Annotated in this window: 18 protein-coding genes, 3 tRNA genes, 1 rRNA gene and 2 riboswitches; of the genes, 12 read left to right on the top strand and 10 right to left on the bottom strand. The window is 70.9% G+C overall.

What is annotated here, in order from left to right; all coding sequences use genetic code 11:
• Both ABT324_RS31300 and ABT324_RS31305 read right to left on the bottom strand, forming a co-directional pair.
• Positions 1 to 5,895, bottom strand: a 5,895-nt coding sequence (locus ABT324_RS31300; protein WP_502949827.1) for an amino acid adenylation domain-containing protein, incomplete at its 3' end; no start/stop codon positions are given.
• 96 nt (positions 5,896 to 5,991) lie between these two features.
• On the bottom strand, positions 5,992 to 7,326 hold the full coding sequence (locus ABT324_RS31305; RefSeq protein ID WP_351184807.1) for a GNAT family N-acetyltransferase: 1,335 nt from the start codon (positions 7,324 to 7,326) through the stop codon (positions 5,992 to 5,994).
• Between the two features lie 264 nt (positions 7,327 to 7,590).
• Here ABT324_RS31305 and ABT324_RS31310 point away from each other — a divergent pair, with 264 nt between their 5' ends.
• The gene (locus ABT324_RS31310; RefSeq protein WP_351184809.1) at positions 7,591 to 8,514 is read left to right on the top strand and encodes a hypothetical protein; all 924 of its coding nucleotides are present in this window, start codon (positions 7,591 to 7,593) and stop codon (positions 8,512 to 8,514) included.
• A 12-nt stretch (positions 8,515 to 8,526) separates the two neighbouring features.
• Positions 8,527 to 8,928 carry a hypothetical protein gene (locus ABT324_RS31315; protein WP_351184811.1) on the top strand — a complete coding sequence of 134 codons (402 nt, stop codon included), beginning with the start codon at positions 8,527 to 8,529 and terminating at the stop codon, positions 8,926 to 8,928.
• A 140-nt stretch (positions 8,929 to 9,068) separates the two neighbouring features.
• Here ABT324_RS31315 and ABT324_RS31320 read toward each other — a convergent pair whose 3' ends face one another.
• From ABT324_RS31320 to ABT324_RS31335, 4 genes are all read right to left on the bottom strand, one after another.
• Positions 9,069 to 9,218, bottom strand: a complete 150-nt coding sequence (locus ABT324_RS31320; RefSeq protein WP_351184813.1) for a hypothetical protein — start codon at positions 9,216 to 9,218, stop codon at positions 9,069 to 9,071.
• Positions 9,219 to 9,383: 165 nt separating this feature from the next.
• On the bottom strand, positions 9,384 to 10,094 hold the full coding sequence (tenA, locus tag ABT324_RS31325) for a thiaminase II (protein WP_351184815.1): 711 nt from the start codon (positions 10,092 to 10,094) through the stop codon (positions 9,384 to 9,386).
• A 130-nt stretch (positions 10,095 to 10,224) separates the two neighbouring features.
• Positions 10,225 to 11,022 (bottom strand): bifunctional hydroxymethylpyrimidine kinase/phosphomethylpyrimidine kinase, encoded by a 798-nt coding sequence (gene thiD / locus ABT324_RS31330; RefSeq protein ID WP_351184817.1) that lies wholly within the window; start codon positions 11,020 to 11,022, stop codon positions 10,225 to 10,227.
• Positions 11,010 to 11,106: riboswitch (TPP riboswitch) on the bottom strand. Its footprint overlaps the gene before it by 13 nt.
• Positions 11,107 to 11,131: 25 nt before the next feature.
• The gene (locus ABT324_RS31335; RefSeq protein ID WP_351184819.1) at positions 11,132 to 11,377 is read right to left on the bottom strand and encodes a biotin attachment protein; all 246 of its coding nucleotides are present in this window, start codon (positions 11,375 to 11,377) and stop codon (positions 11,132 to 11,134) included.
• Between the two features lie 395 nt (positions 11,378 to 11,772).
• Between ABT324_RS31335 and ABT324_RS31340 the strand changes: the two genes are divergently transcribed.
• The 5 genes from ABT324_RS31340 (at position 11,773) to ABT324_RS31360 (ending at position 15,495) form a co-directional block, all read left to right on the top strand.
• Positions 11,773 to 12,510 (top strand): hypothetical protein, encoded by a 738-nt coding sequence (locus ABT324_RS31340; protein WP_351184821.1) that lies wholly within the window; start codon positions 11,773 to 11,775, stop codon positions 12,508 to 12,510.
• Between the two features lie 180 nt (positions 12,511 to 12,690).
• A complete protein-coding gene (locus ABT324_RS31345; RefSeq protein ID WP_351184823.1) occupies positions 12,691 to 12,888 on the top strand; it encodes a hypothetical protein in 198 nt (65 codons plus the stop codon).
• A 79-nt stretch (positions 12,889 to 12,967) separates the two neighbouring features.
• Positions 12,968 to 14,605, top strand: coding sequence for an AMP-binding protein (locus ABT324_RS31350; RefSeq protein WP_351184825.1), 1,638 nt, complete (start codon positions 12,968 to 12,970; stop codon positions 14,603 to 14,605).
• Positions 14,606 to 14,653: 48 nt separating this feature from the next.
• Positions 14,654 to 15,307, top strand: a complete 654-nt coding sequence (gene orn, locus ABT324_RS31355) for an oligoribonuclease (protein ID WP_351184827.1) — start codon at positions 14,654 to 14,656, stop codon at positions 15,305 to 15,307.
• A gap of 112 nt (positions 15,308 to 15,419) precedes the next feature.
• Positions 15,420 to 15,495: transfer RNA gene (locus ABT324_RS31360), tRNA-His, on the top strand.
• 123 nt (positions 15,496 to 15,618) lie between these two features.
• On the opposite strand, the gene ABT324_RS31365 is transcribed toward ABT324_RS31360, so the two are convergent.
• Entirely contained in the window at positions 15,619 to 16,761 is a 1,143-nt protein-coding gene (locus tag ABT324_RS31365) for a L,D-transpeptidase (RefSeq protein ID WP_351184836.1), read from the bottom strand.
• A 340-nt stretch (positions 16,762 to 17,101) separates the two neighbouring features.
• Here ABT324_RS31365 and ABT324_RS31370 point away from each other — a divergent pair.
• Together ABT324_RS31370 and ABT324_RS31375 are read left to right on the top strand one after the other, a co-directional pair.
• Positions 17,102 to 17,174 (top strand) — tRNA-Lys (locus ABT324_RS31370).
• 250 nt (positions 17,175 to 17,424) lie between these two features.
• Positions 17,425 to 17,497: transfer RNA gene (locus ABT324_RS31375), tRNA-Lys, on the top strand.
• A 253-nt stretch (positions 17,498 to 17,750) separates the two neighbouring features.
• On the opposite strand, the gene ABT324_RS31380 is transcribed toward ABT324_RS31375, so the two are convergent.
• A complete protein-coding gene (locus ABT324_RS31380) occupies positions 17,751 to 18,386 on the bottom strand; it encodes an alpha-ketoglutarate-dependent dioxygenase AlkB family protein (protein ID WP_351184829.1) in 636 nt (211 codons plus the stop codon).
• A gap of 128 nt (positions 18,387 to 18,514) precedes the next feature.
• On the opposite strand from ABT324_RS31380, the gene ABT324_RS31385 reads away from it, so the two are divergent.
• The 3 genes from ABT324_RS31385 to ABT324_RS31395 all read left to right on the top strand — a co-directional run bounded on the left by ABT324_RS31385 (position 18,515) and on the right by ABT324_RS31395 (position 23,524).
• Positions 18,515 to 19,453 (top strand): ABC transporter substrate-binding protein, encoded by a 939-nt coding sequence (locus ABT324_RS31385; RefSeq protein ID WP_351184830.1) that lies wholly within the window; start codon positions 18,515 to 18,517, stop codon positions 19,451 to 19,453.
• 170 nt (positions 19,454 to 19,623) lie between these two features.
• A riboswitch (cobalamin riboswitch) is annotated at positions 19,624 to 19,842 on the top strand.
• A 114-nt stretch (positions 19,843 to 19,956) separates the two neighbouring features.
• Positions 19,957 to 22,326: a ribonucleoside-diphosphate reductase subunit alpha gene (locus tag ABT324_RS31390; RefSeq protein WP_351184831.1), complete on the top strand. Its 2,370-nt coding sequence runs from the start codon at positions 19,957 to 19,959 to the stop codon at positions 22,324 to 22,326.
• Between the two features lie 124 nt (positions 22,327 to 22,450).
• A complete protein-coding gene (locus ABT324_RS31395) occupies positions 22,451 to 23,524 on the top strand; it encodes a ribonucleotide-diphosphate reductase subunit beta (protein ID WP_351184832.1) in 1,074 nt (357 codons plus the stop codon).
• Positions 23,525 to 23,559: 35 nt separating this feature from the next.
• On the opposite strand, the gene ilvD is transcribed toward ABT324_RS31395, so the two are convergent.
• Both ilvD and rrf read right to left on the bottom strand, forming a co-directional pair.
• Complete coding sequence (gene ilvD, locus ABT324_RS31400; protein ID WP_351184834.1) at positions 23,560 to 25,260, bottom strand: dihydroxy-acid dehydratase; 1,701 nt, start codon at positions 25,258 to 25,260, stop codon at positions 23,560 to 23,562.
• 137 nt (positions 25,261 to 25,397) lie between these two features.
• Positions 25,398 to 25,484 (bottom strand): 5S ribosomal RNA (gene rrf, locus ABT324_RS31405); the annotation flags it as partial.

Here is a 25,484-nt window from a genome sequence, read left to right on the forward strand (position 1 = left end):
CTCGGCGGCGTCCCCGCCGCCCACCACGTAGGCCACCAGCCGCTTGTCGCCGGGGGTGTCCTCGCGGACCACGGCCGCGACCTGCGCGACGTCCGGGTGCCGGGCCAGCACCGCCTCGACCTCGCCGAGCTCGATGCGGAACCCGCGGACCTTGACCTGGTCGTCGGCCCGACCGGCGAAGTCCAGCGTCCCGTCGGAGCGCCAGCGCACCAGGTCACCGGTGCGGTACATGCGGGAGCCGGGTGGCCCGAACGGGTCGGCGACGAACCGCTCGGCGGTCAGCCCCGGCCGGTTGAGGTAGCCGTGGGCCAGCCCGAGCCCGGAGACGTAGAGCTCGCCGACCACCCCGGGCGGAGTCGGCTGGAGCTGCGCGTCGAGCACGTGGATGCGAGCGCCGGGGTCCGGCACGCCGATCGGCACCGAGCTGCCCACGGCGTCGGGATCGCAGTCCCACAGCGTGGTGTTGACGGTGGCCTCGGTGGGGCCGTAGCAGTTGAGCATCCGCCGCCCGCGCGCCCAGCGCAGCACCAGGTCGGAGGGCACCTTCTCGGCCCCGCACAGCAGCGTCGCGTCCGGCGGGAGCTCGGTGTCGGCGGGGAACATGCCCATCACCGACGGCCCGATGGCCAGGTGCGTGACGCGGTGGCGGCGGGCGTACTCGGCCAGCGGTTCGCCGGGCACGCGCCGGTCGGCGGGCACCACGACCAGCGTGCCGCCGCTGAGCAGGCCCATGCACATCTCCCAGAACGCCACGTCGAAGCTGGGCGAGGCGAACTGCAGCACCCGGCTCCCGGCGGTGATGCCGACCCGCTCGGTCTGGGTGGCCAGCAGCTTGCCGATTCCCCGGTGCGGCACGACCACGCCCTTCGGGGTGCCGGTGGAGCCCGAGGTGTAGATGACGTACGCGGCGTCGTCCAGCCGCGGGGTCGGCAGCTGCCAGCTGCCCGCAGGCCGGTCGCGGCAGCTCAGCAGGGTTGTCGGGAGCTCGGCGGCCAGGTCGTCGGTGAGCACGAGGCGCGGCTTGGCGTCGTCGACCATGTGCCGCAGCCGCTCCACCGGGTACTCCGGGTCCAGCGCCAGGTAGGCGGCCCCGGCGCGCATCGCGGCCAGCAGCCCGATGATCAGCTCCGGCGAGCGCGGCAGCAGGACGCCGACGATGTCACCGGGCCCGACGCCGTGCTCGACCAGCAGCTGCGCCTGCTCGGTGATCCGCCGGTCGAGCTCGCGGTAGCTGAGCTCGACGTCCTCGAAGACCAGCGCGGGCTTGTCCGGGTCGCGTTCGGCGCTGCGCGCGAACAGTTCGGGGAAGGTCCCGGCGGGTTCCACCGACCCGACGGCGTCACCCCAGCTCAGCACCCGCTGCCGGGCTTCCTCGCCGAGCACGTCCAGGCGGCTGGTGGGGGTCGCCGGGTCGGCCGCCGCGGCGGTGAGCAGCTGCACGAACCGCGCGGCCAGGTCCTCGACGGTCTGCCGGGTGAACAGGTCGGTGCTGTACTGCACCAGCCCGTCGACCCCGCCGTCGGCGCGCTCGCCGAGGCTGAACGCCAGGTCGAACTTCGCCGCCCCGGCCGCCGCGGTGTCCACAGTGGTCTCCAGGCCCGGCAGGTCCGCGGTGGTGGTGCCGGTGGCGCCCCAGTGGGCCAGCACCACCTGGAACAGCGGGTGCCGGGACAGCGACCGCGCCGGGTTGAGGACCTCCGCGAGCCGCTCGAAGGGCAGCTCGGCGTTGTCGAAGGCGGCCAGGTCGGTCTGCCGCACCCGGTCGAGGAGCTCCGCGAAGCTGGGCTCGCCCGAGGTGTCGGTGCGCAGCACCAGGCTGTTGACGAAGAACCCGACGAGGTCGTTGAGCGCGTCGTCGGCGCGACCGGCCACCGGGGAGCCGATCGGGATGTCGGTGCCCGCGCCCAGCCGGGTCAGCAGCGCCGCGAGACCGGCCTGCAGCACCATGAACACGCTGGCCTGGTGCTGCCCGGCGAGCTGGCGCAGCTGCTGGTGCAGCTCGGCGTCGAGCTCGAAGCGCACCGAGTCGCCGCGGTGGCTGGCCACGGCCGGGCGCGCGAAGTCGGTGGGCAGTTCCAACTGGTCGGGCAGCCCGGCGAGCGCCTCGCGCCAGAACTGGAGCTGCCGCCCGGCCAACCCGGCCGGATCGGACTCGTCGCCGAGCAGTTCCCGTTGCCACAGCGTGTAGTCCACGTACTGCACCGGCAGCTCGTCCCACTCCGGCGCCGCACCGCGCAGCCGCGCGGCGTAGGCGGTGGACAAGTCGCGCACCAGCGGCCGGATGGACCACTCGTCGCCGGTCACGTGGTGCAGCAGGACCAGCAGCACGTGCTCGTCACCGGCCTCGAAGAGCGTGGTCCGGATCGGCAGCTCCGCGGAGAGGTCGAACCCCTGCCGCACGGCCTCCCCCAGCGCGGCCTCCACATCGGACACCTCCAGGGAGTCGTCCGATTCCGATGGGGATCGGGGATTTCCGGGGACCCGCACCACGGTGAGCTCCGGGACCTCGTCGAGCACCTCCTGGCGGGGTTCGCCGAGCTCGTCCGGGAAGATCGTGCGCAGGCTCTCGTGGCGCCGCACGACGTCGCCGATCGCCGCCCGCAGCGCCGCGACGTCCAGCTCACCGGACATCCGCAGCACCAGCGGCATGTTGTAGGTGGCGCTGGGACCCTCCAACCGGTTGAGGAACCAAAGCCGTTGCTGGGCGAAGGAGAGCGGGATCCGCTCCGGCCGCGCGACGCGCCGCAGCTCCGGCCGCCGGTCGACCGCCCCGAGCTGCTCGGCGAGACCGGCGGCGGTCGGGTGGTCGAAGAGGGCACGGATGGTCAGCTCGGCACCGAGTTCGGCGCGCACCCGCGCCAGCAACCGCGCCGCCAGCAGCGAATGCCCGCCGAGCTCGAAGAACCCGTCGTCGATGCCGACCTCGCGCACCCCGAGCACTTCGGCGAACAACCGGCACAGCTCGGCCTCCACGGCGTTGCGCGGCTCGCGACCCGCGGCGTCACCACCGAACTCGGGCGCGGGCAGCGCGCGCACGTCCAGCTTCCCGTTGGCGGTCAACGGGATCTCGTCCACGGGCACGAACGCGGCGGGCACCATGTAGCTGGGCAGCCGCGCGGCCAGGTGCGACCGCAGCTCCGCCGCCCCAGCCGCTCCCACGGTGTAGCCGACCAGGCGCTGGTCACCGGGCTGGTCCTCGCGCACCACCACCGCGGCCTGCCGGACCTGCGGGTGCGCGGCCAGGTGCGCCTCGACCTCGCCCAGCTCGATGCGGAACCCGCGCACCTTGACCTGGTGGTCGGCGCGTCCGATGAACTCGATGCTGCCGTCCGGCCGCCACCGCCCCAGGTCGCCGGAGCGGTACATGCGGGTCCCGGGCGCGCCGTGCGGGTCGGCGACGAAGCGCTGCGCGGTCAGCCCGCGCTGCCCGAGGTACCCGCGCGCCAAGCCCTCCCCGGCCACGTACAGCTCGCCGACCACGCCGGGCGGCACCGGCTGCAGCTGCGCGTCCAGCAGGTAGACGCGCAGGTCCGGGATACCGCGGCCGATCACGCTGCCGTCGCGCCGGGCCACCAGCTCGCGGTCCAGCTCGACGTAGGACACGTGCACGGTGGTCTCGGTGATCCCGTACATGTTGACCAGCTTCGGCGACTCGGGGTGCCGCTGGTACCAGTCGTCCAACCTGGACAGTTCCAGCGCCTCACCGCCGAAGACCACCACCCGCAGCGTCAGCTCGCCCACCGGGTCCTCCCGGTCGGCCTGGCTGAGCTGGTAGAACGCCGACGGCGTCTGGTTGAGCACGGTCACCCGCTCCCGCACCAGCAACCGCCGGAACTCCCGCGGCGAACGGGTGACCTCGTGCGGGACCACGACCAGCCGACCGCCGTGCAGCAGCGCGCCCCACAGCTCCCAGACCGAGAAGTCGAACGCGTAGGAGTGGAACAGCGTCCACACGTCGTCGCCGTCGAAGGAGAACCACGGGTCGGTGGCCCGGAACAGCCGGACCACGTTGTGGTGCGGGATAGACACGCCCTTGGGCTGTCCGGTCGAACCGGAGGTGTAGATGACGTAAGCGGCGTGCTCGGGCGTCAGCGGCCCGCGCTCGCCGGACTTGGGGTCGCGCTGCGAGTGCCGGGCGACCTCCGCTTGGGCGCTCGGGTCGTCCAGCAGCACCCGGGTGAGCCCGGCGGGCAGGTTGGCCGCGTGCTCGGAGTTGCTGATCAGCACGCTCGGCTGGGCGTCGCCGACGATGTGGGCGATCCGCTCGGCCGGGTGCTCGGGGTCCAGCGGCAGGTACGCCGCACCGGACTTGAGCACCGCGAGCAGCGCCACCACCAGCTCCGCCGAGCGCGGCAGCGCCAGCGCCACCAGCTGCTCGGGGCCCACGCCGTGGTCGATCAGGTGGTGCGCGAGCTGGTTGGCCCGCGAGTTGAGCTCCTCGTAGGTCAGCTGCAGCGCGCCGAAGGTGACGGCGACCGAGTCCGGCGTGCGCTGCGCCTGCTCCTCGAACAGCTGCGGCAGCGTCGCGGCGGGCAGCTCGGGGACGTCGGCGATCGGCGCGTTCCACTCCTCGAGGATGCGGGTGCGCTCCTGCGCCGCCAGCAGCTCGACCCGCCCCACCGGGGTGTCCCCGGCGCACTCCGCGAAGTTGCCGAGGAAGCGCAGGAACCGCTCGCGGTGCGCGGTGAGCTCGTCCTCGCCGTAGCGGTCGGGGTTGGCGTCGAACTCGAACCGCAGCTGCCCGTCCTGGTGGTAGACCCCGACGGTCAGGTCCTCGACCGGTCCGGCGGCGAGGTTGTGCACGGTGGCCGGGCTGTCGCCGAACCGCAGGTCGTAGTCGAAGGCCTTGATGTTGAGCATCGGCCCGAACAGCGGCCGGTCCGACCCCAGCAGCCCGAGGTCGCGGCGCAGGTCCTCGCTGCGCGTGCGCTGGTGCTTGCGCAGCTCCCGCACGGCCTTGGTGACCTGCGCGATCAGCTCCGCGCGGGTGGTCGTGGCGGTGATCCGCAACCGCAGCGGCAGCACGTTGACGACCATGCTCGGCACCCGCAGCGCGACCGAGCCCAGCCGCCCCATCACCGGCAGGCCCAGCACCACGTCGGTGGCCCCGGTCATCCGGTGCAGGTAGGCGCCGAAGGCGGCGATGAGCGCGTCGGACCAGATCGTGCGGCTCTCCTCGGCCGCCGTGGCCAGCGCGTTCCCGGCTGCCGACTCGGCGGTCTGCCTGCGGAAGTCGTGCGCGGTGGGGCGCGAGCTCCCGCTCAGCGACACCACGTCCGGCCGGTCGGCGAACAGCTCGTGCCAGTGCTGGGCATCGCGCTCGAACTTGGCCGACCTGCGGTACTCCTGCTCGTCGGCAAGCAGCGCCGACAGCGGTTCGAACGGCGACGGGCCGGCGTCGAGGTCGCTGTAGAGCTCGGCGACGCGGCGGATGAGGATCGAGAAGCCGTAGCCGTCGATGGCCACGTGGTGGATCCGCTGGTACCAGCACCAGCGCCGCTCGCCGAGCTGGAACAGCGCGGCGCTCCAGAGCCGCCCGGCCTGGCCGCGCCGCAGGTCCACCGGTTCGCGCAGGTCGGCACGCATCCAGGCGAGCGCCCGCGCCTCCGGGTCGGCGGCGGTGGTGCAGTCGACGACCGGCAGGTCGAACTCGGCGGGCTCCTCGACGACCTGCCCCAGCTCGCCGGTGTCGTCGCGGACCCGGATGCGCAGCGCCTCGACCTCGGCGACCGCCCGCCGCAGCGCGACGGCGAACCGCTCCGGGTCCACGGGTCCGTCGATCACCACGCGTTCGGCGGTGTTGAAGATCGGGTTCGCCTGGTCAAGCTGTTGGGCGAACCAGATCCCCGCCTGCGCGGCCGACAGTGGCATCAGCTGGTCAGCTCGGCCCGGCATCGCTCTCCCCACGATCAACAAGATAAGTAAGGCTTACCTTAGTGCGCCGTCGATCGGGAGTACAGACGGCCAGCGGTGGTGGTGGAGTGGGTCTGCTCACCCGCGCTCGAAGATCATGAGCGCCGAGTTCTTGCCCGGTAATCCGACCTCGCCGGAGCGGTCGAACCCGGCCTTGCCGAACGCGCCCACCGACGCTCCGTTGTGGACGTTGGGCTCGGCCACCACCCGACGGCACTCGCGGTCGGCCGCCAGCAGACCACCGGCCACCGCCCGCAGCAGCGCCGAGCCGACCCCGCCCCCGATCACGTCCGGCTCCCCGATGGCGATGTGCACCCCGAGGTCGTGCGGGTCGTGCGAGTAGCAGCGCGCCAGCTTGTCCCGCTGCACCCGGTACAGCTCCAGGTAGCCGACGTCGCGCCCGTCGCGCGCCACGATGCACGGCAGCGAGTGCTGCCCGCCGAGCTGACCAGCCAGCTCCGCGCGCCACTGCGCCACCGGCCACGCCTGGTCCCAGTTCACCGCGACGTGCTCGGCGTTCATCCAGCGGTGCACCAGCGCGACGTCCGGCCCGCCGTCGTCGCCGACGACCCGCACCGGCCGCAGCGACCAGCCCTCCCCCAGCTCCGGGATCGGCACGCCGGGCGCTTCCACCGCCCCGGACCACAGCGGGTTCGGCACCTCGAACGGCACCGGCCGCACCTGCCCCGAGTCCGCCTGGTAGTGCAGGTCGGAGCCGTTGAGCGCGGCGAGGTCGGTCAGCGTCGGGCTGCTCAACCAGTGCTCGACCAACCAAGCCGACGTCGGGTGCGCCTCGGCGAGCCCGCCCAGCCACTTCCGCAGCTCACCGAGCAGGTCCTCCTCGTGCACGACCCCGCGCCGCCCCAGCAACCCGATGACCGCCAACGGCCCGCGGGTCAGCAGCTTGACGGTCGCGGCGGAGACGTCGCCCTCCCACCCCAGCACGGCGGGCAGCAACCGCCCCTCGACGTGCGCGGCCAGCCAACGCCGGGCTTCCTCGGCGTCGGACACCGAGCGGGCCACGGCGAGAAGGTCGTCCGACAGCGGGAGCGGGTCGAACTCGCGCCGCGGCAGCGCGTGCCGCAACCAGTCCACCAGCGTCCCGGCGTCCGCGGCGTTGATCGGCGCCCCGGGCAGGGCGCGGGCGCGCGCATCGGCTGAGCAGGCTGCGGCGAGCAGACCGGGGTCGGCGACCGCGACCGGCTCGCCGGAGTCGTCGAGCACGTGGATCGGCCCGAACCCGTGCGCACCGGTCGGCGAGCTGTAGACGACGTCGGTGCCCAGCCGCAGCCCTCCGACGGTCAGCCGCAACTGCCCCTCGGCGACCGGCGTGTGCGTCTCGGCCAACCAGCGCCGCAGCAGCACCGAGGCTCGCTGGTGCGCCTGCCCGGCAAGGTCCACTCCACTCGTCACGCAATGCTCCTCGAACCGCGGGTATGTGAGCGGAGCCTAACCTAACCGCGCGGCTCGGCGACAGGGTCGGTGAAACCCCTGGTGCAGCGCCGTGCACTGTGGACTGTCCGAGCCCTTCGTCACGCAGCGCAAGCTGGACGCGCGAAACTCGACCACCACTACCTGATCCGGTGATGATCGTTGTGTTTCGCTGGGCGAACGCGGAGCATCGCCCCTACTCTCCGACCTACCGAATCGGCCCACCGCCCGGAGAGGAGTTCACCCATGGATGACACCGACTCCGTCGTTCCGCTCCGGCCGGGATTCGACATCCAGGTCCGCGGCTTCAACCGCAGCCAGGTCATCGACCACATCGAGCTGCTGGAGGACCAGCTGCGGCTGCTCACCATCGACCGCAACGAGGCCGCCCAGCTCAACACCGACCTGCGCAAGCTCTGCGACGACACCCGCCGCAGCCTGGACGCGGCCGAGCAGCGCCTCCGGCGCATCGAGTCCTCCGACACCGGGCTGCCCGCCGCGTCCCAGCGGGTGCAGAACATGCTCTCCATCGCCGAGGAAGAGGTGCAGACCCTCCGCGACCAGGCCCAGCGGCAGGCCGAGATCATCCGCGGCACCGCCGAGACCGAGGCGCGCGAGCTGATCAGCGAGGCCGAGCGCAACGCGAGCGAGCTGCGCGAGGAGTGCAGCAGGCTGATCTCCGACGTCGAGGAGCGGCGAGCCCGCCTGCACCGCGAGCACGACCAGAAGGTCAGCGAACTGCGCTCCCGGGAGCACCGGATGCGGCAGAACATCCGCGCGGAGTACAAGCGGGTCATCGACGCCGCGCAGGAGGAAGCCGACGAGCTCATCGCCCAGACCCGGCGGCAGTGCGGGCAGTGGGACGCCGAGACCGAGCAGAGGCGCCTGCAAGCGCTGGAGGAGATCCAGGCCCAGCAGACCCGCCTGGAAGAACTGCGCGCCGCCGCGCTGGCCTCGATGGAGCAGGCGCAGCGCATGGTCGACGCCTCCGTCGACGAGCTCCGCACTCCCCCCCCGGCCGTGGAACCGGAGCCCGAGCCAGAGGCCCAGCTACCGCTCCAGCTGCCCACGCAGCGCGAGGACGTGCAGACGTTCCTCATCCCACTCGACGGTCAGCACCCCAGCACTAACGGTGCGACCCCGAAGCCCGGACCTGCCAGACAGAACTGATCGGAGCATCTCGTGGAACTGCTCGTGCTGATGTTCGTCACCGGATTCGCACTGGCCACGCTGATCTTCTGGCCGCTGCTGCACCGCGCGAACCGCCAACTCGGCGAGCAGGAAGCCGCCCCGCGCGGCAAGCACGCACTGCGCACCCCGGTCCCGGTGCCCCCGACGGTCACCCGCCGGACGACCACCCCGCCGCAGCCCGCCCCGGAGCCCACCGACCCCGAGCAGCCCGCCGCCGAGGCCGGGCCCACCGGAGCCCCGGAAGTCGCTGAAGTCGCCCCGACCCAGCGCACGGCGGAACCCGTGGACCTCCCCGAACTGCCGACCGACCTCTACGAGAAGCACTTCGAGGCCAAGTTCAACCGATCCCGCCAGCGCCTGGCCCGCCTCCGCACCGAGATCAGCAAGGAATGACAGGGAGTTCTTCCCGGGCACCTCGCGTGGCGGTGCGGGTAGCGGAACCTCAGCGGCGGTGCGAGCTGCGAGTGCGAGACACACACCAATGCTGTTCGCACGACCTGGTGCTAGGCGCCGGTTCCAGTGGGTGTTATTAGTCAGTCCTCGGGAGCTGCGAGCTGGTCGGGCTCGGCTTCCTGGGACTCCGGGACCTGCTGGTCGGTTCGGCGTTCGGCCCAGTAGAACGGCGCAGCAGCGAGCACGGGCACCAGCATGCCCAGCAGAACGATCAGAAGTGAAGAGCCCACGGCGCCTGAAACCCCGATTGCGATGGGAAGAATCCATGCCGCGAACAGGCATGTCGCTGGGCACATCGTTCGGGCTCTCGGCATTCGTTACGCCGCCGATCATGTGCCCCGGGTCACATTTGCGCCCAGCGACTTCCCTTGTCCCGCAACGGGTTTCGGCGCGGTCTACCGAAGGTACCGCGCGGTCGGCCACGCCTCCTTGGTCCAGGCGCTGTTCCAGAACAGCCACTCGTACTCGGTGGCCCGGGTGAACGCCGCCAGCATCTTCTGCCGGGTCTGCTCGTCGGCGCTCGCCGCGACCCGGTCGACGAGCTCGCGGGCGGTCAGCACCGCGGCGGCGAACTCGTCGTCGGCGTAGGTCTGGATCCAGGCCCGGTACGGGTGCTCGTCGGCACCACCGGTGGCCTCCAGGATCGTGGTGCCCACGTGCTGGTACACCCAGAAGCACGGCAGGACCGCCGCCAGCAGCACCGGGTAAGGCTCGGTCAGCGCGGTCGCACGCAGGTACGAGGTGTAGGCCAGGCAGGATGGGGAGGTGCCGATCCCGGCGATCTCCTCGTCGGTCAGCCCGAACTCGGCGACGTACCCGGCGTGCAACCGGCGCTCCTCGACCAGCGCACCCTGGGCCGCGCCGGACAGGAACGCGGCGTCCTCGGGGTTGTCGGCCCGGGACGCCGCGGCCGCCAGGGCCTGCGCGAAGCCGACCAGGTAGCGGGCGTCCTGCACGATGTAGAAGGCGAACACGTCGCGGTCCAGGGTGCCGTCGGTCAGCGCGGCGTTGAACGGGTGCTCGACGATCGCGCGCTGCAGGTCAGCGGTGTGCGCCCAGGCCTGCGCACAGAAGCCGTCGGCGGGCGGTTCGGGCAGCTTGCTCATCCGGAGTCCTCATCTCGGGGTCGCGCGGTCCCGGTGGGGCTCAGGCGTCTGAGCCCCACCGGATTCGCGTGGATTCGGGCACGACGACCGGCGCGTCGTCAGGTCGACGCGCCGGGTTCACCGGGTCTGGTCACCACCAGTGGTGGAAGTGGTGCACCGGGCCGTGGCCGTGGCCGACGTCCAGGCGCTCGGAGGCGCGCAGCGCCTCGGTCAGGTAGGCCTTGCTCTCGCGCACCGCCGTCAGCCAGTCCGGGCGCTGCGGGCGCAGCGCCGCGATGGCCGCCGAGAGGGTGCAGCCGGTACCGTGGTCGTTGCTGGTCACGACCCGTTCGCTGGCCAGGAGCTCGGAGACGCCGTCGCCGTGCAGCAGGTCCACACTGGACTCACCGGCCAGGTGACCACCCTTGAGCAGCACCTGCTTGGCGCCGAGCCCGGCGAGCCGCTCGGCCTGGGCTGGCATGCCGTCGACGTCGGTGAGCTCCGGCTCGCCGAGCAGGTCCGCCGCCTCCGGCAGGTTCGGGGTGATCAGGTCGACCCGCGGCAGCAGCTCGTCGCGCAGCACGCCGACCGCCTCCGGAGCGAGCAGCCGGTCCCCGCTCTTGGCGACCATCACCGGGTCCAGCACCACGTGCGGTGGCGCGTAGCGGTCCAGCACACCGATCACCGCGCGGATCACCTCGGCGTTGGCCAGCATGCCGATCTTGACCGCGTCCACCCGCACGTCGTCGAGCAACGTGACCAGCTGCGCGGTGATGAACTCCGGCGGCACCTCGTGGACCTCGGCCACCCCGGTGGTGGTCTGCGCGACGAGCGCGGTCATCACGGACATGCCGTAGGCGCCGTGCGCCGAGAAGGTCTTCAGGTCGGCCTGGACACCGGCGCCACCGCTGGGATCGGTGCCCGCGATGGTCAGCACGTTCGGAACCATGACGTCCCTCCGCTAGTACGAGCTAGGTCAGGTTCAACGGGTCTGTTCTCAGCCCGGCCGCCCCGGGCACCCCGCGTCACTCGCCCCAACCTAACCCGAACCGCACCGGTCAGTCGATGAGCCCCACCACCGCACCCGCGCTGAGCACCTCACCGGCCCGCACCTGGTGCCAGAGCGTCCCGGTCGCCAACGCGCGCACCCAGCCGACGTCGCCACCGGCCGCCCGGACCTCGGCCAGCCGGTCGCCGACGTGCACCGCGCTCCCGTCGGCGGCCAGCCACCGCACCAGCACCCCGCGCATCGGAGCGCGCCCCGCCGGACGGCGCCCCAGCGCGGGGAACACCAACTCGGTCATCCCCGCCCCCTCCGCGAAAGCCCCAAGCATCGCTCCGGCCGCCCGCACCAACAAGACCGCCGCGGCGCCACCCTCCCGATGGCCGACCACGAACCGGGACGAACCAGGCAACACCGACCGCGGCTGGCACGCCCAGCACCGCCGGGACCACGCGGTCAGGCCCGCGTCCACCTCCCCAGCCAGGGGCCGCAGCGGCGCGGGCTCGTCCGCGAGCGGGACCGGCAGCAGCTCAGCGCCCTCCCGCCAGCACTGTTCCCGGAACCGGTTCTCGCGGCCGGCGGAGTCCGCGTCCACTCCTCGATCAACATCGCGGTGCGAAAGCGATCGATTTCACAGCGTGAAGGGGCCCACCGGCAGGCAAGGTGAACCTTCCTCGCGGATTAAACTCGGCGACGATGGAAACCACGACCGATGCTCCGAGCTTCGCCCGTTCCCGGCGGCCCCGCCGACCGGAGGATCCCGCGCGGATCTGGGCTCCGCTGGCGGACCTGACCGAGGCCGCCGTCGCGGCCGCCGGATCCGGGACCGTGGCGATCACCCGCGGCTTCGACCGCAACAGCCGCCAACGCGCCAAAGCCCTGCGCGAGCTGCTGGACCAGCAGGACGTTCCCGCGATCGAGGTGACCCCAGCGCCCGGCAGCGACCGGCTGCTGGCCGACGTCGAGGTCACCGCGGTGGTCAACCTGATCGGCGCTGGCTCGTGGCAGCCCTACCGCGTCGCCGCGCAGCTGCGCGCCCCGGTGCTCACCCCGAAGCCCGGTGACGACGCCGGTGAGCAGGTCACCCGCGACGTGATCGCGCTGGTCGGCGACTCGGGCAAGCGCGACGTGGCGCTCTCGCACGTCGCGGTGCGCTCCGAGGACCCGGCCGCCAGCCGGTTGACCCTCACCCACGGCGGCGAGCAGCTGACCGTAGCCGGTGGCTGGCTGACCGTGGCGGTGGCAGGCCACGAGCTGCAGGTGCAGGTCGGCGGCGCGGACGTCGCCGAGCAGACGATCACCACCGGCGAGGTCCGGGTGGAGGCCTTCGACGCGCCGCACCGGCTGGTGCGCGACGAGCTCCCGATCGCCGACTTCGAGGGTGCGGTCACCTTCACCGCCGAGCCCGAGGGCCTGGTCGTCCGGCCGGTCTGATCGCTGCCGACCACCACGTGGCGGCGGGCGACCGCCCGGCGCCTTGCCACACCTGAACCAGGCGTTTTCGCCATATTCCGAAAAACTTGCCACAACCGCCGTCACACCCGGTGCGCCGCGGCGTCCCTCGACCAAGGACCGCGCGGGGACGCACGCACTGCACAGGGAGGCTGGGGAATCGTGGAGCCCACCAAGGAGTGGCACGTGAGCTGCCGCGATGTCGCCGGGAGGCGACGCGACTTGTCGGTGTTCATCAACCAGGGCGACGTGGTCGTGGTGGCGCCGCCCGGCGAGACGGCGGTGCTCTCACCGCTGGAGGTGGGGCGCCTGCGGGCCGTGCTGCGCGATGCGGTGGTGTCGGCGGCAGATCAGGCCTGACCAGTTCGGGCCTTCCCAGTTACGAGCTGGATGGGTCAGTATCTACTCTCGAGTAGCTCGCCGACCGAGAGGTGGATGCGTGAGCGTGTTGAGGCAGCGGGGCGCGGCCGTGCTCAATCGCGCGGGTTCTGGCGCGCACACGGCGTTCGTGCTGGCCAAGCAGGGTGTACTCCGCCCCTTGCGCCCGGACAAGGTGCTGCGGATCCTGCGCGCCTGGCGCCACTGGGGCACCACCCCGCCGCTGGGCTACGCGGTCGGCGCCGTGCGCCACCCGGACCGCCCGGCGCTGATCGACGAGCGGGGCGCGCTCAGCTACCTCGAGGTGGAGCAGCGCACCTCCCGGCTGGCCAACGGCCTGCGCAAGCGCGTCAAGCGCGGCACCCGCATCGGGGTGCTGTGCCGCAACCACCACGGACCGGTCGAGACGATCGTCGCCGCGGGCAAGCTGGGCGTGGACGTGGTGCTGCTCAACACCGGGATGAGCGGCCAGCAGCTCGCCGACGTGATCGCCGAGCAGCAGGTCGGTGTGCTGGTCCTGGACGCCGAGTTCCGCCGCCAGCTGCCCGAGCTGCCCGCCGGGGTGGACCAGGTGCTGGCCTGGACCGACGGCACCACCCGGCGCGACACGCTGGAGCACCTGATCGCCACGTCCTCGCCGCGGCGCCCGGCCAGGCCACGTCGGCACGCCCGAATGATCGTGCTGACCTCCGGCACCACCGGCACGCCCAAGGGCGCGCGCCGCCCGGACCCGCCGAGCCTGGCCCCGGCCGCCGCCGTCCTGTCCCGCCTCCCGCTGCGCAGCGGCGAGCGGATGCTGGTCAGCGCACCGCTGTTCCACACCTGGGGGCTGGCCGCGTTCCAGCTCGGTGCAGTGCTCGGCGCGACGCTGGTGCTGCGCCGCAAGTTCGACCCCGAGCAGGCGCTGGCCTCCGTGCAGCGCAACAGGTGCACCGCGCTGTTCGCCGTCCCGGTGATGCTCCAGCGCCTCCTGGACCTGCCCGAGCAGGTCCGCGACCGCTACGACCACAGCACGCTGCGGATCGTGGCCAGCAGCGGCTCGGCGCTGCCCGCGGACCTGGCCACCCGGTTCCAGCACGCCTTCGGCAACGTGCTGCACAACCTCTACGGCTCGACCGAGGTGTCCTGGGTGAGCATCGCCACCCCGCAGGACCTGCGCGCGGCCCCGGCCTCGGCGGGCCGCCCGCCGCGGGGCACGACGGTGCGCATCCTCGCCGCGGACGGCACCGAGGTGTCGCGCGGCGAGACCGGGCGCATCTTCGCGGGCAACGACATGCTCTTCGAGGGCTACACCAACGGCGGCGGGCGGGACGTCGAGGACGGCCTGATGTCCACCGGCGACCTCGGGCACGTCGACGCGTCCGGGCGGCTGTTCGTCGACGGCCGCGAGGACGACATGATCATCTCCGGCGGCGAGAACGTCTACCCCAAGGAGACCGAGGACGCCATCGCCCGCCTGCCGGAGGTGGCCGAGACCGCCGTCATCGGCGTCGACGACCCGGACTTCGGCCAGCGGCTCGCCGCGTTCGTGGTGCTGCGCCCGGGCCACGAGCTCGACGCCGAGCAGCTGCGGGACCGCCTCCGCGACCGGCTGTCGAAGTTCGCCCTGCCCCGCGACGTGGTGTTCCTGGCGGAGCTGCCGCGCAACGCCACCGGCAAGGTCGTCCCCCGCGAGCTGCTCGGCCGGTTGGACGCATGACCCGGACGGATGCACGATCACGCCTCGTGGCGAGTTAGGCTGCCTCGGGTGAATGACCGTCTAGTGTGGATCGACTGCGAAATGACCGGTCTCGACCTCGGCAAGGACGCCCTGATCGAGATCGCCGCCCTGGTCACCGATGCCGACCTGAACATCCTCGGCGAAGGCGTGGACATCGTCATCCACGCCGACGACGAGGCCCTGGCCGGGATGCCCGAGGTGGTGCGCGACATGCACGACCGGTCCGGGCTCACCGAGGAGGTGCGCCGCTCCGCGGTGACCCTGGCCGAAGCCGAACAGCAGGTGCTGGACTACATCCGCCAGTACGTCCCGGACGGGCGGTCGGCCCCGCTGGCGGGCAACTCCATCGCCACCGACCGCGGGTTCATCGCCCGCGACATGCCGCGGCTGGACGCCCACCTGCACTACCGGATGGTCGACGTGTCGTCCATCAAGGAGCTGTGCCGGCGCTGGTACCCGCGGATCTACTACGCGCAGCCGGAGAAGGGCCTGGCGCACCGCGCGCTGGCCGACATCCGGGAGTCGATTCGCGAACTCGCCTACTACCGGCGCACCGCGTTCGTCCCGCAGCCCGGCCCGTCCAGCGAGCAGGCCCAGGCGGTGGCGGCCGAGCTGCTCTCCGACGACGGCGTCGGGGGCACCCGGAAAGCAGCCGAGCAGCAGTCGGAAAATGGCCGCTGACCAGCTGCGTCGCCGATAACCGGAGCCCGCGGAAAACGGCGTGACAGCGCACGCTAGTATATGAGCGTTGCTCCGGACGGCGGTCCTTCCGAGACCGGTCCGAGCGGCCGAGGTGGGTGTAGCTCAGTCGGTAGAGCACTGGGTTGTGGTCCCAGGTGTCGCGGGTTCGATTCCCGTCACTCACCCCAAAGCCGAACGAGGCCTGGTTCCTGCGGGAACCAGGCCTCGTTCTCGTTCCCGGGTCGATTCGCCTCGGGAGATGGGCGAGGGCCCCGCTCCAGCGGAACGGGGCCCTCGGCGTCAGCTGCGGGTCACTTGTTGCCCTTGACCCACTCCTCCCACGGGATCTGCCAGTCCCCGAAGCCGTCCCACGGCCTGAGGTCCGGCCCGCCGGAGTTGGTGATCTGCACGATGTCGCCCTTCTTCAGCAGGTCGTAGACCCACTTGGCGTTGTCCATGCTCATGTTGATGCAGCCGTGGCTGACGTTGCTGTGGCCCTGCTGGCCCACCGACCACGGCGCGGCGTGCAGGAACTCGCCGCCGTTGGAGATCCGCACCGCCCACTTGACCTCGGTGCGGTAGCCGCCCGCCTCGATCGGCAGCCCGTAGGTCGAGGAGTCCATCACCTTCGTGGCGTGGTGCTCGGTGACCACGTGCACGCCGTTGTTGGACGGGAACGACGGCTTGCCCAGCGACACCGGCATGGTCCGGATAACCTCGCCGTTCCGCTCGATCGACATCTGGTGCGAGGCGCCGTCGGCCTTCAGGACCACCGCGTCGCCGATGGTGATGGTCGCCTTGCGGTCCTCCTCGCCCCAGACGCCGTTGCCGAGGTCGCGCCCGAAGACGTCGACGTCGACGGTCACCTTGGTGCCCGGCTTCCAGTACTCCTTCGGCCGCCAGTGCACCTCGCGGTTGTTGAACCAGTAGAACGCGCCCTCCACGGCGGGTTCGGTCTGGATCTTGATGGCCTCCTCGGCCTTCGCCTTGTCCGGTGCCGGGGCGTTCTTGCTGAAGTAGAACGCCAGCGGCTGCCCGACCCCGACCGTCTGACCGTCAAGCGGGTTCATCGAGACGTAGCTCTGCTCGCCCGGCGCGACCGTGCTGAAGGTGGCCTGCTGGGTGATCGCCGGCCCGCTGGCACCCTGCGCGGTCACCTCCAGCGTGTAGGTCTTGCCGTAGCCGAGCTTCTCCCCGGCCGTCCAGGTCGCACCGTCCGGCGAGGCGGTGCCCGGCACCTCCTTGCCCTCGGTGTTGGTCAGCACCGCGCGCACGATCCGGCCGTTGGTCACCTTCGCGGTGACCGGCCCGGCCGGGGCCACGTCCTGCGCCCCGTTCTGCGGTGCCAGCTCCAACGTCGGCGCCGGTGCGACCTCGTTGGCCGCCGCGCCGCTCTCCGAACCCGATCCACTGCACCCCGCGACCAACAGCGCGACCACGCCGAAGATCAACATCGTCAACAGTCGTGAAACCCGCACGGGACCCCCGACCGGATTACGCCACTCCCTCATGAGCAACAGTCCGTCCGCTTAGAAGCATCACTAACCCCTGTGAACAGTGTGCCGCAAAGCCCCGTCAGGGGAAGAAGAGACCAGGCGTGCACACAGTGTGATCAGCTGGGCTGATCACGCACCCGACCGCCAGACGCGCCACCCCGGCCGGAGGTTGCCCCGCCCACCCGACCAACCCAGCCGCCCCACCGACCCCACCCCCCGGTTCGGAGCCCTCCACTCCCGTGCTAATGTTTTCCGTGTCGCCAGGGAGACCGGACGGAAACCCCGGGACGACGTGCCAGCGCCAATAGCTCAACTGGCAGAGCAGCTGACTCTTAATCAGCGGGTTCGGGGTTCGAGTCCCTGTTGGCGCACTCGATACCGTGGAACGCCCTGCTCACGCAGGGCGTTTCGCTTTTTCGGATCTTCGTCATCGCAGTGGGGGGTCGAACCCCCACACCCCCCACGGTGCGGGGGTTGCCCTTTCGACTTGCCCTTGCGATGGGCAGGGTTCCCGGCCTGGGTTGCGACCTTCGGATACCCCGCATTACTGGGTGCATGTCGGCGTGTTAGTCTTCCTTCGTCGTTGGGGAGACCGGACGGAAACCCCGGGACGACGTGCCAGCGCCAATAGCTCAACTGGCAGAGCAGCTGACTCTTAATCAGCGGGTTCGGGGTTCGAGTCCCTGTTGGCGCACTCGATACCGTGGAACGCCCTGCTCACGCAGGGCGTTTCGCTTTTTCGGATCTTCGTCATCGCAGTGGGGGGTCGAACCCCCACACCCCCCACGGTGCGGGGGTTGCCCTTTCGACTTGCCCTTGCGATGGGCAGGGTTCCCGGCCTGGGTTGCGACCTTCGGATGGGTTGCCCGTGGTTCGGGTTGGCCCGTGGTTCGGGTTGGCTGGGCTTTGGCTTTTTTCCGTTTCTTGTGGGTGTCGTTGCTTTTGGGTTAGGTCAGGCCTGAGGTTCTCAGGGTGATGTTGAGGCGGCCTGCTTTGAGGCCTATGGGTGGGGTTGTGCTCGGGGTTGTTCTCAGGACTCCGTGGTAGGCGAGGCGGGTTGGGCCGCCGAAGACGAAGAGGTCGCCCGAGCAGAGCGTGATGTCCTGGTGGGGACGGCCCCTCGACTCCGTGTTGCCGAAGCGGAAGGTGCAGTCGTTGCCCAGGCTCAGGGACACCACCGGCGCCCTGCTCAACTCGTCCTTGTCCTGGTGCATGCCCATCTTTGCGGCGTCGTCGTAGAAGTTGACCAGGGCGATGTCCGGGGCGTAGTCGTCAGCCGGGCGCTGGTAGGCCGCCGCCACCGCCCTGCGGCCCAGGTCCGCCAACCAGTCCGGGAAGGGCACCACCGGGGAGCCGTCGTCCCTGGTCCTCGAGTAGCGGTACGGCGCCCAGTGCCAGCCCAGGCAGACCGTCTGGACCGACATCACGCCACCGCTCGGCAACGTCGGCGAGCGCATCCCCGCCCTCGCCCACTCCCGGCAGGCGCGCACCAGGTCGCGCTGCTCCGGCAGGCCCAGCCAGTCCGGGACGTGCACCGCACCCGGGGCGACCTCCGCCCGCTCGCGCGGGATCAGCGCATTCATCCGCACTCCTCTCCGCTGATCATCTTCGCAGGTCCGGTGCCGTGAGCACCGTCTCAGAGCTGGATCGCCCCACTCCCCTCAGGTTAGGCTCACCAAACTCCAGAACCGAGTGAACAGGTAGGAAGCACATGTTCCGTCCCCGCCGACTGCTCGCGGTGATCACCGCAGCGCTCGCCCTGGGCAGTGCCGCCGCGTGCGGCACGGCAGCCGAGCAGCCCGCCGCACCCGACGCTGGCGGACGCGTCGTCAACCACGCGAAGGGGCAGACCACGGTCGTGGGCACCCCGCAGCGGGTGGTCGTACTCGACACCGGCGAGTTGGACGCGGCGTTGGCGCTGGGCGTCAAGCCGGTGGGCACGGTGCTGCCGGACGCCAACCAGGACCTGCAGCCCTACCTGGCCGAGAAGGCCGGGGACATCGAGGTCGTCGGCACGATCGGTTCGCCGAACCTGGAGAAGATCGCCGCGCTCAAACCCGACCTGATCCTGTCCAGCAAGGTCCGCGACGACGCGAACTACGAGGCGTTGAGCAAGATCGCGCCGACGGTGTTCGCCGAGACCGTCGGCAAGCCGTGGAAGGAGAACTTCCTGCTCGACGCCAAGGCGCTGGGCAAGGAGGCCGAGGCCCAGCGGATCCTGGCCGACTACCAGCAGCGGGCCGCCGAGATCGGCAGGCAGCTCGGCGACCCGGCGGCCACCGAGGTCAGCGCGCTGCGGTTCCTGTCCGGCGAGTACCGGCTCTACGGCACCGGCTCCTACCTCGGCACGATCCTGGCCGACGTCGGGCTCGGGCGGCCAGGCAACCAGCGGTTCGACGGGACCCACACCAAGATCAGCCGCGAGCAGCTCTCCCAGGCCGACGGCGACCTGCTGTTCTACTCCGCCTACGGCGACAGGACCCGCGAGCAGATGAACGACGTGGTCGGCTCGGTGCAGTGGAGCACCCTCGAAGCGGTCCGCAGCGGCAGGGCCATCGAGGTCAACGACGACACCTGGTTCCTCGGGCTCGGCCCCCTAGCCGCCAACCTCGTCCTCGACGACCTCCAGAAGTACCTCAGCCAGCGCTGATCCCCGGCCCCGGCGCGCCCACCCCCGCGCGCCGGGGCCGCGCCAACGCGACGTGAGCAGCCGCGAGTCCGCTGCGCTGCGGCCGACGGCCTCGACCTGCGGTCACCATCGACCGGGGAGCGCGACACGTCGATATCTGCCCGTCCGCAACGACCCCGAACCCAAGATGTAGTGTGTCGCTCGCTGGTGGTTCACCGGAGCAATTCCGGTGAGGCAAGAGGGAACCCGGTGCGAATCCGGGACTGCCCCGCAGCGGTGAACGGGAACGACCGTCGTGACCCGCCTGCCCCATCCCGGGCAGCGGGTAAGAGCACTGGGCCAACGCCTGGGAAGCCACGACCAGTAGGCCGCCCGTGAGTCCGAAGACCTGCCACCGGCGCACGCGCAAGGCGTGCTGTCCGGGGCCTCGAGGGCGGGTCCGCGCGGACGACCGGCGACCCGTCTCGCCGAGGTCTCCCTGCGCGCGCTCGAAGGTCCACCGAGCTCGCGAGGGGAGAGAGCCAGTGACGGCGACACTCGACAACTGGACCGAGGTGTCCACCGCGGTCCACCAGGCCTGCGCCGGATTGCCCGGCGTGTCCGCCGAAGCCGTGCTCGACGAGGTGCGGCGCACCGGCTACGCGGGGATCAGCGACGACGAGCTCTCGCTGGCCCAGGTCATGGCGGCCCGCACCCTGATCGAGACCGAACCGAACTACTCGCAGGTCACCGCCCGCCTGCTGCTGAACCGGATGCGCCGCGAAGCGCTGGAGTTCCTCGGTGTCGACCAGGACGCCGACTACGCCGCGCACTTCGCCGAGTACGTGCGCCGTGGCGTGGCGCTCGAGCAGTTGGCCCCCGAACTGGCCACCTTCGACCTCGACCGGTTGGGCCGCGCGCTGGCGCCCGAGCGCGACCTGGAGTTCGGCTTCCTGGGGCTGCAGACCCTCTACGACCGGTACTTCCTGCACGAGGGCGGAGTGCGCTTCGAGCTGCCGCAGGCCTTCTTCATGCGGGTCGCGATGGGCTTGGCGCTGCGCGAGGACGACCGCGAGGCCCGCGCCATCGAGTTCTACCAGCTGCTGTCGTCGTTCGACTTCATGTGCTCGACGCCGACGCTGTTCAACGCCGGGACCACCCGGCCGCAGCTGTCCTCCTGCTTCCTGACCACAGTGGACGACGACCTGTCCGGCATCTTCCACTCGATCAGCAACAACGCCCTGCTGTCGAAGTACGCCGGCGGGCTCGGCAACGACTGGACGCCGGTGCGCGGCATCGGCGCGCACATCAGGGGCACCAACGGCAAGTCGCAGGGCGTCGTGCCGTTCCTGAAGATCGCCAACGACACCGCGGTGGCGGTCAACCAGGGCGGCAAGCGCAAGGGCGCGGTCTGCGCCTACCTGGAGACCTGGCACATCGACGTCGAGGAGTTCCTCGACCTGCGCAAGAACACCGGCGACGACCGGCGCCGCACCCACGACATGAACACCGCGAACTGGGTGCCCGACGAGTTCCTGCGCCGGGTCGAGGCCGACGAGCAGTGGACGCTGTTCTCCCCCGACGAGACCCCCGACCTGCACGACCGCTACGGCGCGGCGTTCGCCGAGCGCTACCGCGCCTACGAGCAGGCCGCCGACCGCGGCGAGATCGCGGTGTTCAAGCGGGTCCGCGCGGTCGACCTGTGGCGGCGGATGCTGACCATGCTGTTCGAGACCGGCCACCCGTGGATCACCTTCAAGGACCCGTGCAACCTGCGTTCCCCGCAGCAGCACACCGGGGTGGTGCACTCCTCGAACCTGTGCACCGAGATCACCCTGAACACCAGCGCCGACGAGGTCGCGGTGTGCAACCTCGGCTCGATCAACCTGGCCCGGCACGTCACGGCCGACGGCATCGACGCCGAGCGCCTGGAGCGCACCACCCACACCGCGGTGCGGATGCTGGACAACGTCATCGACATCAACTTCTACACGATCCCCGAGGCCCGCCGGTCCAACCTGCGACACCGGCCGGTCGGCCTGGGGCTGATGGGCTTCGCCGACGCGCTGTTCGCGCAGCGCATCGCGCCGTCGACGCCCGCCGCGGTGGAGTTCGCCGACCGCAGCATGGAGTTGATCAGCTACCACGCGATCAGCGCGTCCAGCGCGCTGGCGGCCGAGCGCGGTCGCTACGAGACCTTCGACGGCTCGCTGTGGAGCCGCGGCGTGCTGCCGATCGACTCGCTGGAGCTGCTCGCCGAAGCCCGCGGCGGCGACGTCGACCTGGACCGGTCGTCCACCTTGGACTGGGCGGCGCTGCGCGAGCGCGTGGTCCGCGACGGGATGCGCAACTCCAACGTGATGGCCATCGCGCCGACTGCGACGATCGCCAACATCTGCGGGGTCAACCAGTCCATCGAGCCCGTCTACCGGAACCTGTACGTCAAGGCGAACATGTCCGGCGACTTCACCGTGGTCAACCCGCACCTGGTAGCCGACCTCAAGCTCGCCGGGTTGTGGGACGAGGCGATGGTCGCCGACCTCAAGCTGCACGACGGCAGCCTGCTGCCGATCGAGCGGATCCCGCAGGAGCTCAAGGAGCTCTACGCCACCGCGTTCGAGATCGAACCGCACTGGCTGGTGGAGGCCGCGGCGCGGCGGCAGAAGTGGATCGACCAGGCGCAGTCGCTGAACCTCTACGTCGCCGCCCCCAGCGGCCGCAAGCTCGACGAGCTCTACCGGCTGGCCTGGCGCAAGGGCTTGAAGACCACGTACTACCTGCGCTCCACCAGCGCCACCCACGTGGAGAAGAGCACCCTGCGTGGAACCGACGGCAAGCTCAACGCCGTGCCCACCGCGGTCCCCGCGGCGACAGTCTGCTCCGTCGAGGACCCCGACTGCGAAGCCTGCCAGTGACGCATCCCCGCGATCTCAATGGAGATCAGACACCTGGTCCCCATTGAACTCGCGCACCAAGAACCCCTCCACCACCGCCCGTTCGCCCCGGGCCGGACGAACCCTCCCTTGGAGCATGACGAGCATGACCTCCCTGCAGTCCCCCTCCTCCGCAGGTCTCGGCGAGATCGACCGCTCCGGCGGGCGCGTCGACGTCAGCGAGAAGGCGATGATCAACGCCCGCGCCGACGTCAACCAGCTGCTGCCGCTCAAGTACGGCTGGGCCTGGGACAAGTACCTCGCCGGGTGCAACAACCACTGGATGCCCACCGAGATCTCCATGCAGGCCGACATCGCGCTGTGGAAGTCCAGCGACGGGCTCACCGAGGACGAGCGCCTGCTGCTCAAGCGCAACCTCGGGTTCTTCGCCACCGCCGAATCCCTGGTCGCCAACAACATCGTGCTCGCGGTCTACCGGCACATCACCAACCCCGAGTGCCGCCAGTACCTGCTGCGGCAGGCGTTCGAGGAGGCCGTGCACACCCACACCTTCCAGTACATCTGCGAGAGCCTCGGCCTGGACGAGGGCGAGCTGTTCAACATGTACCGGGAGATCCCGTCGATCTCCGACAAGGACGCGTGGGCCCTGCAGTACACCCAGAGCCTGGAGGACCCGGACTTCGCCACCGGCACCACCGAGGCCGACCAGGCCTTCCTGCGCGACCTGGTCGCCTTCTACGTGATCTTCGAGGGCATGTGGTTCTACACCGGTTTCGCGCAGGTCCTGGCGCTGGGCCGCCGCAACAAGATGGTCGGCATCGCCGAGCAGTACCAGTACATCCTGCGCGACGAGTCCATCCACCTGAACTTCGGCATCGACTGCATCAACCAGATCAAGCTGGAGAACCCGCACCTGTGGACCGCGGAGTTCCAGGCCGAGGTCCGGCAGATGCTCGCCGAGGCCTGCGAGCTGGAGATCGCCTACGGCCGCGACACCATGCCCCGCGGCATCCTCGGCATCAACGCCGAGCTCTGCGCCGAGTACATGCACTTCATCACCAACCGGCGCTGCGACCAGCTCGGCCTCGAACCGGTCTTCCCGGAGACGGAGAACCCGTTCCCGTGGATGTCCGAGGCGATGGACCTGAAGAAGGAGAAGAACTTCTTCGAGACCCGGGTCATCGAGTACCAGTCCGGCGCCTCCCTGTCCTGGGACTGATGCCGAGCCGCGGTGGGCGGCCCGCTCAGGTCTGATCAGCCGCAGACCGCGCCCTCCGCGGCGGAGCCGACGAGCTTGGCGTACTTGCCGAGGACCCCGTGGCGGAAGCGGGGTTCCGGCGGTGCCCAGCTCGCACGTCGGCGCTGGAGTTCCGCCTCGTCCACGAGCAGGTCGAGGGTGCGGGCGGCGAGGTCCAACCGGATCGGGTCGCCGTCCCGCACCAGCGCGATCGGGCCGCCGTCGGGGGCTTCCGGTGCCACGTGCCCGATGCACAACCCCGTCGTCCCGCCGGAGAACCGGCCATCGGTGACCAGCAGGACGTCCTTGCCCAGGCCCGCGCCCTTGATCGCACCGGTCACCGCGAGCATCTCGCGCATGCCTGGACCGCCGCGCGGCCCCTCGTAGCGGATGACGACCACGTCGCCAGGCTTGAGCGAACCGTCCTCGACCGCGTCCATGGCCCCCTGCTCGCCGTCGAAAACCCTCGCCGTGCCGTCGAACCGCGCGGAGTCGAACCCGGCGCTCTTCACCACGGCACCGTCCGGAGCCAGCGAGCCGCGGAGGATGGTCAGCCCGCCGGTCGGGTGGATCGGGTTCGACAGCTGGTGCAGCACCTCGCCATCCAGGTCCGGGGGCTGGAGCTCGGCCAGGTTGTCCGCCACCGTCCGGCCCGTCACGGTCAGGCAGTCGCCGTGCAGCAGCCCCGCGTCCAGCAGGGCCTTCATCACCACCGGGACACCGCCGATGCGGTCCACCGCGGACATCACGTACCGGCCGAACGGCTTGACGTCGGCGAGGTGCGGCACCCGGTCCCCGATCCGGTTGAAGTCGTCCAGGGCCAGGTCGACCTCGGCCTCGCGCGCGATGGCCAGCAGGTGCAGGACGGCGTTGGTGGAGCCGCCGAAGGCCATCACCACCGCGATCGCGTTCTCGAACGCCTGCCGGGTCAGGATCCGCCGGGCCGTCAGCCCGCTCTCCAGCATGCCGACCACCGCGCGCCCCGCGGCCCGAGCGCTCGCGTCGCGACGCCGGTCGACCGAAGGCGGGCTCGCCGAACCGGGCATCGACATGCCCAGCGCTTCCGCCGCGCAAGCCATGGTGTTCGCCGTGTACATCCCGCCGCAGGCACCCTCGCCTGGGCAGATGGCGCGCTCGATGCGGTCCACCTCGTCGCGGGAGATCAGCCCGCGCGCGCAGGCCCCGACCGCTTCGAAAGCGTCGATGATCGTCACTTCGCGGTCGTCCACCCGTCCCGGCAGGATCGACCCGGCGTAGACGAACACCGATGCCAGGTCGAGCCGGGCCGCCGCCATCAGCATCCCCGGCAGGCTCTTGTCGCAGCCCGCCAGCAGGACGGTGCCGTCCAACCGCTCGGCCTCCACCACCGCTTCCACCGAGTCGGCGATGATCTCCCGGGACACCAGGGAGTAGTGCATGCCGACGTGCCCCATCGAGATGCCGTCGGACACCGAGATGGTGCCGAACTCCATCGGGAAGCCGCCCGCCGCGTGCACGCCGTCCTTGGCGGCCCGCCCGAGCCGCTGCAGGGACAGGTTGCACGGGGTGATCTCGTTCCAGGAGGAGGCGACGCCGATCTGCGGCTTGCCGAAGTCCTCGTCCTGCATCCCGACGGCCCGCAGCATCCCGCGCGCCGCGGCCCGCTCCATCCCCTCGGTGACCTCGCTGCTCCGGGGCTTCAGAGCGCGCTGACCTTCGGTGAGCTTCGAAGCATCCACACCAGGACTGTAGGCGCGATCACGCCCAGGACGCTCGTCGATCCGCAGCCCGCGCCAGGCAGGCTGGAAACAGAAGTAGCCCCTCTTTCCCGGAACGGATTCCGGGAAAGAGGGGCTACCCCTTTTTCAATGTAGTGTGTCGGCGGTGTCTTACTCTCCCACACCCTGTCGAGTGCAGTACCATCAGCGCTGGGGAGCTTAGCTACCGGGTTCGGAATGGGACC

The organism is Saccharopolyspora sp. NPDC000359 (assembly GCF_040300525.1).
Classification (GTDB): Bacteria; Actinomycetota; Actinomycetes; order Mycobacteriales; family Pseudonocardiaceae; genus Saccharopolyspora.

What these genes read in the sequence shown, in the direction of transcription:
- ABT324_RS31310 (WP_351184809.1), top strand. Translation starts at nt 7,591, where the DNA reads ATGGATGACACCGACTCCGTCGTTCCGCTCCGGCCGGGATTCGACATC.
- tenA (WP_351184815.1), bottom strand. Translation starts at nt 10,094, where the DNA reads ATGAGCAAGCTGCCCGAACCGCCCGCCGACGGCTTCTGTGCGCAGGCC.
- thiD (WP_351184817.1), bottom strand. Translation starts at nt 11,022, where the DNA reads ATGGTTCCGAACGTGCTGACCATCGCGGGCACCGATCCCAGCGGTGGC.
- ABT324_RS31335 (WP_351184819.1), bottom strand. Translation starts at nt 11,377, where the DNA reads ATGACCGAGTTGGTGTTCCCCGCGCTGGGGCGCCGTCCGGCGGGGCGC.
- ABT324_RS31340 (WP_351184821.1), top strand. Translation starts at nt 11,773, where the DNA reads ATGGAAACCACGACCGATGCTCCGAGCTTCGCCCGTTCCCGGCGGCCC.
- ABT324_RS31365 (WP_351184836.1), bottom strand. Translation starts at nt 16,761, where the DNA reads ATGTTGATCTTCGGCGTGGTCGCGCTGTTGGTCGCGGGGTGCAGTGGA.
- ABT324_RS31380 (WP_351184829.1), bottom strand. Translation starts at nt 18,386, where the DNA reads ATGAATGCGCTGATCCCGCGCGAGCGGGCGGAGGTCGCCCCGGGTGCG.
- ABT324_RS31385 (WP_351184830.1), top strand. Translation starts at nt 18,515, where the DNA reads ATGTTCCGTCCCCGCCGACTGCTCGCGGTGATCACCGCAGCGCTCGCC.
- ABT324_RS31395 (WP_351184832.1), top strand. Translation starts at nt 22,451, where the DNA reads ATGACCTCCCTGCAGTCCCCCTCCTCCGCAGGTCTCGGCGAGATCGAC.